The 12,292-nt window shown below is 48.2% G+C and carries 16 protein-coding genes and 1 other annotated feature; all 16 genes read right to left on the bottom strand.

The features are described 5' to 3' along the window. Nucleotides 1-11 precede the first annotated feature (11 nt). Nucleotides 12-749 (bottom strand): Spo0B domain-containing protein, encoded by a 738-nt coding sequence (locus AC1TPC_RS08625; RefSeq protein ID WP_482066450.1) that lies wholly within the window; start codon nt 747-749, stop codon nt 12-14. 134 nt (nt 750-883) lie between these two features. Continuing rightward, nucleotides 884-1,195: a 50S ribosomal protein L27 gene (gene rpmA / locus AC1TPC_RS08620; RefSeq protein ID WP_056629028.1), complete on the bottom strand. Its 312-nt coding sequence runs from the start codon at nt 1,193-1,195 to the stop codon at nt 884-886. Nucleotides 1,196-1,283: 88 nt separating this feature from the next. Then, nucleotides 1,284-1,622 (bottom strand): ribosomal-processing cysteine protease Prp, encoded by a 339-nt coding sequence (locus AC1TPC_RS08615; RefSeq protein WP_308998526.1) that lies wholly within the window; start codon nt 1,620-1,622, stop codon nt 1,284-1,286. A gap of 11 nt (nt 1,623-1,633) precedes the next feature. Beyond that, nucleotides 1,634-1,945 carry a 50S ribosomal protein L21 gene (rplU, locus tag AC1TPC_RS08610; RefSeq protein WP_053374798.1) on the bottom strand — a complete coding sequence of 104 codons (312 nt, stop codon included), beginning with the start codon at nt 1,943-1,945 and terminating at the stop codon, nt 1,634-1,636. Between the two features lie 15 nt (nt 1,946-1,960). Continuing rightward, nucleotides 1,961-2,050: a sequence feature (ribosomal protein L21 leader region), on the bottom strand. Nucleotides 2,051-2,134: 84 nt separating this feature from the next. Further along, a complete protein-coding gene (locus AC1TPC_RS08605; RefSeq protein WP_482066449.1) occupies nt 2,135-3,382 on the bottom strand; it encodes an Rne/Rng family ribonuclease in 1,248 nt (415 codons plus the stop codon). Nucleotides 3,383-3,420: 38 nt separating this feature from the next. Next, on the bottom strand, nt 3,421-4,302 hold the full coding sequence (locus AC1TPC_RS08600; protein WP_482066448.1) for a M50 family metallopeptidase: 882 nt from the start codon (nt 4,300-4,302) through the stop codon (nt 3,421-3,423). Then, nucleotides 4,295-5,212: a peptidoglycan DD-metalloendopeptidase family protein gene (locus AC1TPC_RS08595; protein WP_482066447.1), complete on the bottom strand. Its 918-nt coding sequence runs from the start codon at nt 5,210-5,212 to the stop codon at nt 4,295-4,297. Before AC1TPC_RS08595 ends, AC1TPC_RS08600 begins: the two co-directional genes overlap by 8 nt. Before the next feature lie 164 nt (nt 5,213-5,376). Beyond that, a complete protein-coding gene (locus tag AC1TPC_RS08590) occupies nt 5,377-6,525 on the bottom strand; it encodes an FtsW/RodA/SpoVE family cell cycle protein (RefSeq protein WP_482066446.1) in 1,149 nt (382 codons plus the stop codon). 7 nt (nt 6,526-6,532) lie between these two features. Then, nucleotides 6,533-7,324, bottom strand: a complete 792-nt coding sequence (gene minD, locus AC1TPC_RS08585; RefSeq protein WP_169082743.1) for a septum site-determining protein MinD — start codon at nt 7,322-7,324, stop codon at nt 6,533-6,535. Nucleotides 7,325-7,327: 3 nt separating this feature from the next. Further along, nucleotides 7,328-7,993 (bottom strand): septum site-determining protein MinC, encoded by a 666-nt coding sequence (locus tag AC1TPC_RS08580; RefSeq protein ID WP_482066445.1) that lies wholly within the window; start codon nt 7,991-7,993, stop codon nt 7,328-7,330. Nucleotides 7,994-8,058: 65 nt separating this feature from the next. After that, nucleotides 8,059-8,583, bottom strand: a complete 525-nt coding sequence (mreD, locus tag AC1TPC_RS08575; RefSeq protein WP_482066444.1) for a rod shape-determining protein MreD — start codon at nt 8,581-8,583, stop codon at nt 8,059-8,061. Beyond that, nucleotides 8,580-9,464, bottom strand: coding sequence for a rod shape-determining protein MreC (mreC, locus tag AC1TPC_RS08570; RefSeq protein WP_482066443.1), 885 nt, complete (start codon nt 9,462-9,464; stop codon nt 8,580-8,582). The genes mreD and mreC overlap by 4 nt, the downstream gene beginning before the upstream one ends. Nucleotides 9,465-9,501: 37 nt before the next feature. Beyond that, a complete protein-coding gene (locus tag AC1TPC_RS08565; protein WP_482066442.1) occupies nt 9,502-10,530 on the bottom strand; it encodes a rod shape-determining protein in 1,029 nt (342 codons plus the stop codon). A 38-nt stretch (nt 10,531-10,568) separates the two neighbouring features. Then, nucleotides 10,569-11,261, bottom strand: coding sequence for a RadC family protein (gene radC, locus AC1TPC_RS08560; protein ID WP_482066441.1), 693 nt, complete (start codon nt 11,259-11,261; stop codon nt 10,569-10,571). A 92-nt stretch (nt 11,262-11,353) separates the two neighbouring features. Beyond that, nucleotides 11,354-11,983, bottom strand: a complete 630-nt coding sequence (locus AC1TPC_RS08555; protein WP_482066440.1) for a Maf family protein — start codon at nt 11,981-11,983, stop codon at nt 11,354-11,356. A gap of 54 nt (nt 11,984-12,037) precedes the next feature. Continuing rightward, a complete protein-coding gene (locus AC1TPC_RS08550; RefSeq protein ID WP_169082749.1) occupies nt 12,038-12,280 on the bottom strand; it encodes a DUF4321 domain-containing protein in 243 nt (80 codons plus the stop codon). Nucleotides 12,281-12,292: the final 12 nt, after the last annotated feature.

The raw sequence follows: 12,292 nt of genomic DNA, 5'->3' as shown, positions 1-12,292 counted from the left end.
TGTGCCCCCGTTCATGCGCGCATTTCCGCCCTCAGCAGCACCTTTGCATACGGCTGCTCGAAGTTGATCGGCTGCATTGGCGCGCCTTCCAACTGCTGTTGTATTTTTTGCTTCCATTGCTGCTCGTTCATTAGCTCGCCATCATAATAAAAGGCTGCATAGAGCGCTTCCTCATCCCTTGACAGCTCCAGCGTAAGAACGGCTGCATGACCATAGCCAGGCTTCGCCGCAAACCGATATGCGTTTATCGTATGAATGAGCGTTTCGGCTATTTGATCGGCATCCGCCGTAATTTCGTTTAAGTGAATATCGCCTTTAATAACGATTTGCAGCTCCAGCGAGTTGGATATCGTACGAAACGATTGAATATAACTAATCAAGGATGGTACGCCCAGCTTGGATATGCTGCTCTCCATAATCATCCGCTCACTTATTTTCTCCACATACTCAGCCGCTTTATCCAGCTTTTTTAGCCGAATGTAGCCAAACACGACTTGCAAATCGTTCATCCAGTCATGACGGTGATGATTGAGTGTCCGTATAGCAGAATTTTGCAGCGATTGAATCGTTCGCGCAGTCCGCTCCGCATGCTCTTTCCGTTCCGTTCGTACAAAGTAAGTCGCAACAGCTATAAGCCAAACGAGAAAGACAGCAGTTAACCACACTTTAGCGGGCCAAATAAGTACTGCGGCACTCGGCAATAAAATCGTTGCCGCCGCGTAATATTTCGCCATTGTTAAGCGTCCCATCGATTAAACCTACTTTCTTCGTATTTCCTAGCTTATCCAGTATAGCACGCACCGTCCTACGGTCACCAGCTTTGACATAAAAAAGACCCGGCCAAGCGATGCAGGCCGGGTCTTGGTGCATATATAAGGTTGTATTAAGCTTCTACTGCTGCAGCTACCGGAGCTTGAACAGCTGGATATACGCTCACTTTTTTGCGATCGCGTCCCCAACGTTCGAACTTCACTACGCCTTCTACTTTTGCATAAAGCGTATCGTCTTTCCCGATGCCTACGTTAGTACCTGGGTGAATTTTTGTTCCGCGTTGGCGAAACAAAATGCTTCCAGCGGATACGGTTTGACCGTCAGCACGTTTAGCGCCAAGGCGCTTCGACTGCGAGTCACGTCCGTTCTTTGTGGAACCAACACCTTTCTTCGAAGCGAAAAGCTGAAGATTCAGTTTCAACATAGTTATTCCCTCCTTCTCAAAGGTTTGTGAAGCAAACCTACTTGGAAGCATGAACATTAAGGGTTTTAAGCAAACCCACTTCGAAAGGCTACGCATTAAGAAGTTCATGAATAACGACATGCTTGCCGTATGATTTTGCGATAGTGTCAAGCATAACCGCCATCGATTCCAGCAGCAGCTGCATCCGGCCGTCTGAAGCCTCGTCTGCAAGCGTCGGAATGTCCGACGACAGCCAGCCGTTCTTCATCTTAGCGGGGAGCTCTTCTCCTGCTAAAGCTTCGATCGCGTTGACGGTACCGACCGAAATGGCCGATACGCCCGCGCAAACGATATCTTTGCCGGGCTTCGCATATTTAGCATGTCCTTCGACTGCAAATGATACGATACGTCTGTCAGCGGCTCTCCGTACAAATGTAACGGTTATCATAGAAATTCCTCTTACGCTTGGATTTTCTCGATTGTTACTTTTGTGAACGGTTGACGATGACCTTGCTTACGACGATAGTTCTTTTTGGCTTTGTATTTGTAAACGATGATTTTTTGGCCTTTGCCTTGTTTCTCGACTTTGCCTGTTACTGTAGCGCCGGAAACAACCGGAGTTCCAGTTACAAGACCGTCACCTTTAGAAACCGCCAAAACACGATCAAACGTTACGCTCTCGCCTGCTTCAGAATCCAGTTTTTCGATGTAGATAACATCGCCTTCCTGAACTTTGTATTGCTTTCCGCCTGTTACGATGATTGCAAACATTGTTGGTGCACCTCCTTATTTTCGAAGACTCGCCTAATTCAGGTGGCCTGCAGCTTGCGCCGCAAACGCTTATGTACCCAATCGGAGCGGTACTTGTACGTCTCATTCCTCACGAGGTACGAGACACACACCCAAAGAGTGTACCACACTATGCAAGCTATATCAATTCCTCTACGAAGAAAAAATAAACTATTTCAGTGTTTCGCTCCGTTTGTTATGCGCTCCGCAGCTCTCGCAGCGCTCCGTTAGTTGGCGGACGGCGTTCTCACGCGCTTTTTTTCGTGTCATCTCAATCAACCCTAGCTTAGTCCAGCCCAGGATCGTACATTTCGTTTGATCGTTGCGGCATTTCTCTGTCAGTCTTTGCATGACATGCTCGCGATGCTCTTCCTGCTCCATATCGATAAAATCAATAATAATAATGCCGCCGACATCTCTTACTCTAAGCAATCTCGCAATCTCGTCAGCCGCTTCCATATTCGTGCGAAATACGGTATCTTCTAAACCGGAGGTTCCCGTAAACTTACCCGTGTTCACATCGATGACCGTGAGCGCCTCCGTCTCTTCCCAAATGAGATAACCTCCGCTGACAAGCAGGATCTTGCGCTCGAATGCACGCGTTACTTGCTCTGACACAAGGTAAGCATCGAATAGAGATTGCCCTTTCTTCTGCTTATACGGCTTCAAACGCTCGCGAAGCTGAGGGGTCATCTCCTCAAGCAGCGCTGATACTTCCTCAAACCTAGCTTCGTCATCGATCCATATTTCATCCATGTCTATCGTCAGCGTGTCGCGAATGGCACGCCTCATAAGTCCAGCCTCTCGGTGCAGCTCGTACGGCGCATGAGCCTCTATGCTCCGTTCTTTAATGCCATGCCAAATTTCGCGCAGCTGCGCCGCGTCGGCACATAAGGAACACTCGCTTTCCCCTCCAGCCGCGGTGCGCAAAATAATGCCTTCCTCCTGCTCCCTCAGCTTTTCGCCGATGCCGCGCAAGCGCATACGCTCGCCCTCCGTGCCGATTTTTTTGGAAACGCCGACATAATCGGCATTCGGCATATAGACGAGCCAGCGGCCAGGCAGCGTAAAGTGTGTCGTCACGCGGGCGCCCTTGCCCCCAAGCGGCTCCTTCATCACCTGAACGAGAAGCTCCTGACCCGGTTTGATCAGCTCCTGAATTTGCGGCTTTTGTGCGGGCTGTTTTTCCAAATGAGGATGAAGCAGCTCATCAATATACAAAAAAGCATTTTTGGATAGTCCGACATCAATGAATGCCGCCTGCATACCAGGCAGAACATTCACGACACGACCTTTATAGACATTGCCAACCAAACTGCTTGCTTTTGTTTTCTCCATAAAAAATTCAACTAAGCGGCCATCCTCCAGCACGGCTGTTTGCAACATCTCACCGTCTACGTGCATCAGCATTTGCTTCATTCCTGAATAATCACCTGCCAGTACGCTTTTCATCTATTTTAACTGAAAAGTTCCGACACTGCACGATTGGGATTATTTTCCGACAAGCAGCCTTCGACAATTTTCTGCTCCGGCAGCACTTTAACCTCATTGCTGGATGCCTCTACCATATAAATGAGATGGTATCGCTCCCTTCGGAACAGTCTGGCAACGGAGAGAATCGACTGCCTTCCATTGACGATAATCGGACTCGCAATATGCCCCCTCGTCATCGCTTGCACCGATATACGGTCGCGATACATCAGAAAGCGATAAAATAAAAAGGGAACGTTTCGATAGTACGTCCAATTGGTCATCAAGAGAAATAAGCCGACGATAAGGAGATTGAGCTGAATGCCGTCCTTATAGACAAGCAAAGGAAGCAGGGAGCCAATGAGCATGATTACGCTAAATAACAAGCTGATGCGGGCTGACCAGACGAGCATTTTGTAGTAATTGACGGTATAGCTTAAAGCGGCCTGCAGCAGCTTGCCGCCGTCAAGCGGATGAATAGGCAAAAGGTTGAATAAACCGATCATCAGATTCGCCTTCCACACATACTCCGCCCACCCTTGGTCCCATAGTCCAAGCTGTCCGCAGCCCCATGCAGCAAGCCCCATCCATACATTTTGCAAAGGACCCGCTATAGCTACGACAGCTTCCTCTTTTGCAGGAACGCCGCCGGCTTCCTCTACCTCCACTACCCCGCCAAAGGGAAGCAGCTTAACTTCTCGAACGGTCCAGCCGAAGCTAAGCGCCATGACAACATGGCCGATCTCATGCACCAGCACGAGCAAAAACAAAGTAAACAGTTCGGCAAAATAGCCCGTCATGACCGACCCAAGCATGATGATGACAAAGAGCGGATGGATCGACCATACAATGCCCTTCCATTTAATCAATCGGTATCACACCCACAGGATCGATGTACAGCTCGTTCTGCTTCACCGCAAAATAAAGCAAGCTCGGCTGAGTGCCTTCCGCCTTCAGCAGATTGCCAATCGGATCACCCGCTTCAACCCAGTCATTCACCTGCACGTCTGTCTTCCCAAGCAGCCCATAGATCGTCACGCGCTTATTCGCATGCTGTATGATGACCGTCGAGCCTTTCTCGTTCTGATCCGTTAACAGCAGTACTCTGCCCGTCTCCGCAGCTACGACCTGCTCTTCTGATTTCCCAGCCAGCTCTATGCCGTTCAGCAGCTCTGCAAAGGTACGCACTAGCGAGCCTCCTTGCAGAGGCGCCACGACGGGCAGCTTGACGGTGCCGTCCGCGCCGATTGCATCTGATGTCTTGTCCTCAAATATAGGGATAAAAGAAGGAGCGCCAGCGAAAGTTTCCTTATACCAAGCGGCGGCAGCGGCAAAATCGATCTCATCGGTAAGCGCCTGCTTCACCAATGCTTGTCCCTTAAGGGTATACTCCGTATCATATCGGAACATCGCCCATATCGTCCCAAACAACAATAAAGCGATGACAAACTTCCATTTCAGCTCTCTGCGAAAAGGATGCCTGTTCCGTACGTACCGCGGATCTATTTTATCGGTAAGACCAGGTCCTTTGACATAGCTTCTCTTATTGCCAAAGCCCTTGTCCTCATTCCAGCCTGCCCAAGGGTTTGGATTGGTTTTCCACACGACCTCAGGATCAAGCTCTATTTCCTCCCTATCGTCATGATAAAAATATTCATGGTTATAAGGGACATGCGCTGCGTGATCACTGTCATTAATTGAATCTGCCGTCGATTGCCGATTTAGCAAGCTTTTCGTCTTCTGCTGTTTGACCTGCTTTTCCTTATCCTTCATTTGCATCTCCTGCTCCTCCCCCGCTTCCATCGTCGCTGCGACAGCTTGTTCTTTTATACATGAATATGTGGAGGATGAGACAAGTATGCGAGGATGATTTTCACCAAAAAAAAAGCCACCCTCATTCGGATGACTTTCGTCCTAGAAGCAGCTTATCGCTCGCTTTGCCTTTAATCGGCCAGCTCATATTTTTCTTGATGCGCTTTAATGCTGAATACGAGTCCGATAGACAGCATATTGAGCAGGAGAGACGTTCCTCCATAGCTGATAAATGGAAGCGTAATTCCTGTTATTGGCATAATTCCAATCATCATTCCGATGTTTTGGAACACCTGGAACACATACATGGACACAATTCCGATTACGATAAATGAGGCTCGCAAATCATAGCATTTGAAGGCTATGATGATCATGCGATAGATGAGCAGGAAATACAGCAGCAGCAGGATGGCCGCTCCTTGGAAGCCAAACTCCTCGCCTATGACGACAAAAATCGAGTCAGAGTAAGGATATGGGATAAAGCCGCGATTTTTCATATCGCCTTGCATATATCCATCGCCGTTTAAGCCGCCGGAGCCAATGGCAATTTGCGCATTTTCCGATTGATGCCTATCATTTGCCGTTGCTTCCTCCGGGTTGATAAACGTATTGATCCGCTTGTGCCAGTGTCCCATTTCATGATCTTTCAAGTAATCATAGATTTCCTGATTGAATGTATTGAATAATGAAACGAACAAAACCAATCCTAGAACAACAACTCCAAGTCCAGTAACGACATGAGTGTACTTCACATTCCCGATCCACAGCATGCCTAGCACGATAACAAGGTAAATAATTGCATTTCCCAGATCAGGCTGAATCATAACGAGCATGAAAGGCAAAAAAGCGAATGCGGCAATAGGAAGCAAATCTTGCGTAAGCGTCAACCGATCCCCTTGGCGTCGTCCCATTAAATGGGCGATTCCGATGATGAGTATGATTTTGACGATTTCAGCCGGTTGAAACGACATGTTGCTTCCTAACTGGAACCAGCCTCTCGCGCCATTGATGACCGCGCCAAAAAAATAAACGAGAATCAGCATCGCAACGCCTATGCCGTATAGTACATACCAGCTTTTCAGCACAATTCTATAATCGAACAAGGTAGCTGCGATAGCGATAAAGAAACCAAGACCGTAATAGATGAGCTGTTTCGTATCAGACCCAGCGTACTTCGGAAAATTTGCAGTAGCGCTATGGATAACAATTGTGCTGATAATCATGAGGAATACTAGAATAATTAAAATTCCCCAGTCCAGCTTTTTTAATTTGTTAAGCAAGTTGTAATCATCCTATTCCAAGGAACTTGCGGAAACGCTTGAATGCTCCCGCCTTCTCATCGAGAAGCATGAGCGGAACCATGTCGCCGAGAATGCGGCGCGCAATGTTTCGGTAGGCGATAGCGGCGCGCGAAGCCGGATTCATAACCGTCGGCTCTCCGCTGTTTGCAGCAGAAATTACTTTTTCATCATCAGGCACGATCCCAACGAGATCAACAGCTAGAACTTGGCAAATTTCGTCGATATCGAGCATCTCGCCATTTTTCATCATATTTTGACGAATGCGATTTATGATAAGCTTGCTTGGGATTTTCTCCTGCTCAAGCAAACCAATGACACGGTCAGCATCACGCACAGCCGCATTCTCCGGTGTCGTAATGACGATAGCTCGGTCAGCGCCCGCAATCGCGTTGCGAAAGCCATGCTCGATTCCTGCAGGGCAGTCTATAATAACGTAGTCATGCTCTTTCTTGAGTTCCAAAATCATATTGCGAACCTGCTCAGGCGTAACGGAATCCTTATCCTTCGTCTGTGCAGCAGGGAGCATATACAGCTCATCGAAGCGCTTGTCCTTCACGAGCGCTTGATTCAAACGGCAGCGCCCTTCGGCAACGTCTACCAAATCATAAATGATCCGATTTTCCAATCCCATGACCACGTCTAGATTGCGTAGTCCAATATCTGTATCAACCATGCATACCTTCTTGCCAAGCAAAGCTAGCGCGGTACCCAGGTTCGCCGAGGTGGTCGTCTTACCGACGCCCCCTTTACCTGATGTCACAACAATCGCTTCTCCCATGTTCTACACTCCTTTAAACATTATAGGATTATGCCGTATGCGGAATAATTGCGCTAGCTTATCGATTTGCATTCGGCCTTCGCTTAAGAAGGCGAATTCCATTGATGCATCGCCGGTCATCCATTCCTCTGGCGGTCTGCTGATCACATCAGCAATGCGAAGCTGTGTAGGCCGCATGAGCGAAGTCGCAATGATTACATCGGTCCGCCCGCCTATTCCCGCATGTGCTGTCCCGCGCAAAGCTCCAAGCACATATATATCGCCCGTGCATAATAAAGTACCGCCTGGATTCAAATCGCCGATTAAAAGTAAATCGCCATCATGCTCATAGGTTTGACCTGAACGAATAATTGACGTGAGCACTTGCATGTTAGGCTGCTGCCCTTGCTGTGAATCGATCTTAGGCGCTTCGGATTCAACGGACTGTACCATTAAGTTCCCCTGCGACCTTATGACATTTTTGATACGATCCTTGTCGTCATCCGTTACTTGCCTCGAGCCCAGCTTCACCTGAACGTGAACAAGCGGTCCTGCGAGCAGCTGCTGATGCGTTTTTTCCAGCTTGTACTGCAGTTCATCCAGCAGCGTCGCAAATTCACATTTATCGTCGAGAAGGAACACGAGACCTTCTTTTACGCCCTTAATTATAATATGCTGCTTATCGGTCAAGTTCGTCCCTCCCCAACCTAATGGATTCTTGCTCCCCCTAACAAATTCCTGCCTGTGCCATTATTTTATTCCTCATCCTTTTCCGATTTCACTTTAGACTGGCCTTCAAACAGCTTTCTGGCAGGCACGTAGCATGCGAGGGCAAACACCAGCTGAAGAAATAAACTAGGAAGGATGTGATCGATAAGTGCCCATGCGTAGCTCTCGTTCGTAATTCGAAACACTTTATAAATAAAATAAATGACGCTGTCATATAAGATGCACGCAAAGCCGATAACTGATATCGCCATCATGATCGTTGAACGGCGGCGTTCCAGCAGAACGCCCGTAAAATAACCCATCAACCCCATAACGAAAGCATTTATACCAAGCAAATGGCCAAAATAGACAACATCCTGCAGCATGCCAAAGCTTGCTCCGAGCAAGAGCGCTAAATGTCGTCTGCTGTAGAGTCCTGAATAGATGACGATTACAAATACGAAGTGAGGAATGATCCGATGGCCGAAGCCAGCAGGAATGATCCATGGCATTAGGGCTCCCTCCAAGATGAACAGAAGAACCATAAGCAGGATGATTCGGTTCATGCTCATTGCTTGGCATCCTCCAATTCAGGAACTTGAACGACAAACACCTCAGTCAAATGGTCGAATTTGGCTGAGAGCTCAACCGATGCCGTATAGGTAAGCCCAAAATCGCCAAGCTGCTTCGATTCTACCGTACCGACTACGAGTCCTCTTGGATAAACATTGCCATTTCCAGATGTAATGACCGTATCCTGAAATTCCATCTTATCGGTCTCCGCGATTTTCGACATGACCGCTCTGGACGTTTCTTTGTTGTAACTGCTTAAAATACCGAATGAGTCATCCTCTCGCCCCATTATCGTAACGGCGATGGAATTGAAGGTTGGCGATGCCTCATCCAGCTCTGTAATCGGCGTTACTGCTGCCGTGTAAGGCGTCACCGAGCTTACAAGTCCAACCAGACCATCTACGGTCGTTACTGCCATATTCGGCTTAATGCCGCTTTTGGATCCCAAATTAATCGTTAGCGTCCGATTGTTGGCATCATTGCTGACGGATATAACCTGAGCGATTAAATAATTATAATTATACATTTCCTTCTGCTGCTGCGTGAACTTAAGCTCTTCCTTATACCTTTTATTTTCATTCTCGATAAAGTTGTATTTGATCTTATCCCGAGCATAAGCAGCCGCTGTAATGCGGAGCTGCTCATTCTCCTCATAGATCGTGCGAAGATTGCTAATATCCTCAAAGAAGCCCGCTATAGAACCAGCGGGCTTGTAAAACCATTGCTGCACGTATGCTGTTGTATCCTTTAGAAACTTCTCCGGCCAAGACAATTCCTTGCGATCACTCAGTGAAAAGCCGATGACCGCTATAAACAAAATAAACCCGATCATAAGCATAAACATACGCTTATTTCGCATCAGCTTTAACAGCTCGATCACCTGCCCATTTCATATCCGTTTTCCCAATAAACGATTTCTAGCGTCTTGAACGAGATGAACTTCTTGCTTTGAACAAATGAATATTGTCCAATGAGCGGCCTGTGCCGATCGCCACGCAATCAAGCGGGTTATCCGCAACAATGACCGGCATGCCAGTCTCGCGCTGCAGCAGCTTGTCCAAGTTGCGAAGCAATGCGCCGCCGCCTGTGAGGACGATTCCCCGATCCATAATATCGGCAGAAAGCTCCGGCGGGCATTTCTCCAGCGTTACTTTAACGGCGTCAACAATCGCATTAACCGTGTCAGCTAATGCTTCCGTAATTTCGTCAGAAGTGATCGCAAGCGTCTTAGGCAAGCCCGATACAAGATCGCGTCCGCGAATTTCAATCGTTTCTGGTTTATCAAAAGGAAGCGCTGATCCGATTTCCATCTTCAGCTGCTCCGCTGTCCGCTCGCCAATCATGAGATTATATTGACGCTTTATATACTGGATAACCGCTTCGTCCATTTCATCGCCAGCTACTCGAATAGAGCGCGCGGTAACGATGCCGCCCAGCGAGATGACTGCAACCTCCGTCGTTCCGCCGCCGATATCCACAACCATGCTGCCTGTTGGCTCCCAAACGGGCAAATCAGCGCCAATAGCCGCTGCAAACGGTTCTTCAATCGTATAAGCTTCGCGAGCTCCTGCTTGCTTTGTCGCATCCTCTACCGCGCGTTTCTCAACCGCTGTAATGCCAGAAGGCACGCAAACCATAACATTAGGATGGCGCGGGAATAACGAGCGCTGCTTTTGCGCTTGGCGAATAAAATATTTGATCATCGTTGCCGTCGTTTCGAAATCGGCGATAACGCCATCCTTCATGGGACGAACAGCACGAATGTTGCCTGGCGTTCTACCGATCATTTTTTTGGCTTGCTCGCCAACTGCTTCGATTGTTTTTGTATCCGTACGAAGGGCCACCACAGACGGCTCCCTTACTACAATCCCTTTTCCTTTGACGAATACAAGCGTATTCGCTGTTCCCAAGTCAATACCCAAATCTTTCGAAAAACCACCAAACATGTTGTTGCTCCCTTCTAATTGCCGATCACTTTATTATATTACATATAGCCTTGTTCCTTCAAACTAACGAACCGTCCGTCTCCGATAACTAAATGGTCCAGCAATTCTATTCCGACTAGCTGTCCGGCTTCTGCCAAACGCTTCGTTAATGCAATGTCCTCTGGGCTTGGGGTGGGATCGCCGCTAGGGTGATTATGAACACAGATAATAGATGCGCTGCTGCGCTGAATGGCTGCACGAAATACTTCGCGAGGATGTACCAGCGACGCGTTAAGTGTTCCTACCGATAAAGTTTCGCGGGCAATAATATGATTTTTGGTGTTCAAAAACAAACATACGAAGTGCTCCTTCTTCAAATACCGGAGCTCCTCCATCACATAGTCCGCGGCATCCTGCGGCCTCTGAACGGTAACAATATCGCCGAGCCTGCTGCGAGTAATTCGTCGCCCTAGCTCGATGCCTGCGCGAAGCTGCAGCGCTTTGGCGGGGCCTATTCCTCGAATAGCCGTCAACTCTTCCATGCTCATGTCCATTAAATTACGCAAACTGCCGCATTGCTTGAGTATTGTGCCCGCCAGATGCACAGCGGATTGCCGCTGTGTGCCTGTTCGCAGCAGTATAGCAAGCAATTCAGCATGGCTAAGTGCTTCTGCCCCATATTTCATCATGCGCTCTCTTGGACGTTCCTCATGGGGGATTTCACGCAAAATCATAGATTGCTGCGATTCCATGTCCCAAACCCGCCTTTTTTTAAAAAATAAGGTTCAATCATATCCTGCCTAATTTTTGAAAAATAATCCGATCGAATATTTTGCGACCATGCTTAAAAAACAGCAATGTCATAAGAAGCCAGCATGTCCGATAGCAGAGACAGCGGTAAACCGACAACATTGAAGTAACAGCCCTCGATTTCGTCAACAAGCGTTGATCCTAAGCCTTGAATGCCGTAAGAGCCTGCTTTGTCTCGCGGCTCGCCGGTAGCGACGTACCTTGCAATCTGCTCCTCGCTCAGCGGCTTCATCTTCACTTTGGTCATACGGTGTGCAATCTGCGCTTCCCCACTCGACGAGAGCACGCAGGCGATGCCTGTATAAACCTCATGGGCACGCCCCTGGAGCCTTCTCAGCATAGCCTTCGCCTCATCATCGTCAACTGGCTTGCCCAGCACATCGCCTTCAAGGACAACAATGGTGTCAGCGCCAATAATTAGAGACGCCTCGACTGCTTGCTTTTGTTGCAGCAGGTTCAAAGCAGCATTCGCTTTGCGCAGGCTGAGCTGTTCTACAACTTGCTCCGGCGACCAGCTGGCCTCAATCGTTTCATCCGTATCTGTAGACAAAATATAAACCGGCAAAGAAAGGTCCAGCGATGCGACCAGTTCCTTCCGGCGCGGTGACGAAGAGGCCAGCACAAGCTGGCTTATCGCTTCGTTGCGTGATAGTTTAGATTCCATAAAATAATTGCTGCGCTCCTTCGTACTTGTCTCCTTAATACTTGCTTCCTCGATCTACATTTTGCGGTACAGCCAAATCGCGAGAGCAGCTCCAATCAAACTGAACATACTAATTTGAAGATGCAGCGATAGGTTGAAGCTAAGCACATATAGATCGATAGCTGGAGACCATGTTGCTTCAATCGGTTTCGTCAAAAAAGAGATGCCTGAGACTGGTGCCAGCCACCTCGACACCAACGCGCCGGCTAGCAAGCCAATTATGATAAAAATGAGAAGAAACCAGCCGTTTTTCTTCATCTTTCAACGCCT

This window comes from Paenibacillus sp. Y280 (assembly GCF_056786335.1).
This window is presented reverse-complemented; position numbering and strand designations above follow the sequence as displayed.

Coding starts and splice junctions, on each gene's coding strand:
- rplU (WP_053374798.1), bottom strand. CDS start 1,945: ATGTTTGCAATCATCGTAACAGGCGGAAAGCAATACAAAGTTCAGGAA.
- AC1TPC_RS08550 (WP_169082749.1), bottom strand. CDS start 12,280: ATGAAGAAAAACGGCTGGTTTCTTCTCATTTTTATCATAATTGGCTTG.
- AC1TPC_RS08555 (WP_482066440.1), bottom strand. CDS start 11,983: ATGGAATCTAAACTATCACGCAACGAAGCGATAAGCCAGCTTGTGCTG.
- AC1TPC_RS08615 (WP_308998526.1), bottom strand. CDS start 1,622: ATGATAACCGTTACATTTGTACGGAGAGCCGCTGACAGACGTATCGTA.
- AC1TPC_RS08605 (WP_482066449.1), bottom strand. CDS start 3,382: ATGAAGCAAATGCTGATGCACGTAGACGGTGAGATGTTGCAAACAGCC.
- minD (WP_169082743.1), bottom strand. CDS start 7,324: ATGGGAGAAGCGATTGTTGTGACATCAGGTAAAGGGGGCGTCGGTAAG.
- AC1TPC_RS08565 (WP_482066442.1), bottom strand. CDS start 10,530: ATGTTTGGTGGTTTTTCGAAAGATTTGGGTATTGACTTGGGAACAGCG.
- mreD (WP_482066444.1), bottom strand. CDS start 8,583: ATGAGCATGAACCGAATCATCCTGCTTATGGTTCTTCTGTTCATCTTG.
- AC1TPC_RS08595 (WP_482066447.1), bottom strand. CDS start 5,212: ATGCAAATGAAGGATAAGGAAAAGCAGGTCAAACAGCAGAAGACGAAA.
- rpmA (WP_056629028.1), bottom strand. CDS start 1,195: ATGTTGAAACTGAATCTTCAGCTTTTCGCTTCGAAGAAAGGTGTTGGT.
- AC1TPC_RS08625 (WP_482066450.1), bottom strand. CDS start 749: ATGGGACGCTTAACAATGGCGAAATATTACGCGGCGGCAACGATTTTA.
- radC (WP_482066441.1), bottom strand. CDS start 11,261: ATGGAATCGCAGCAATCTATGATTTTGCGTGAAATCCCCCATGAGGAA.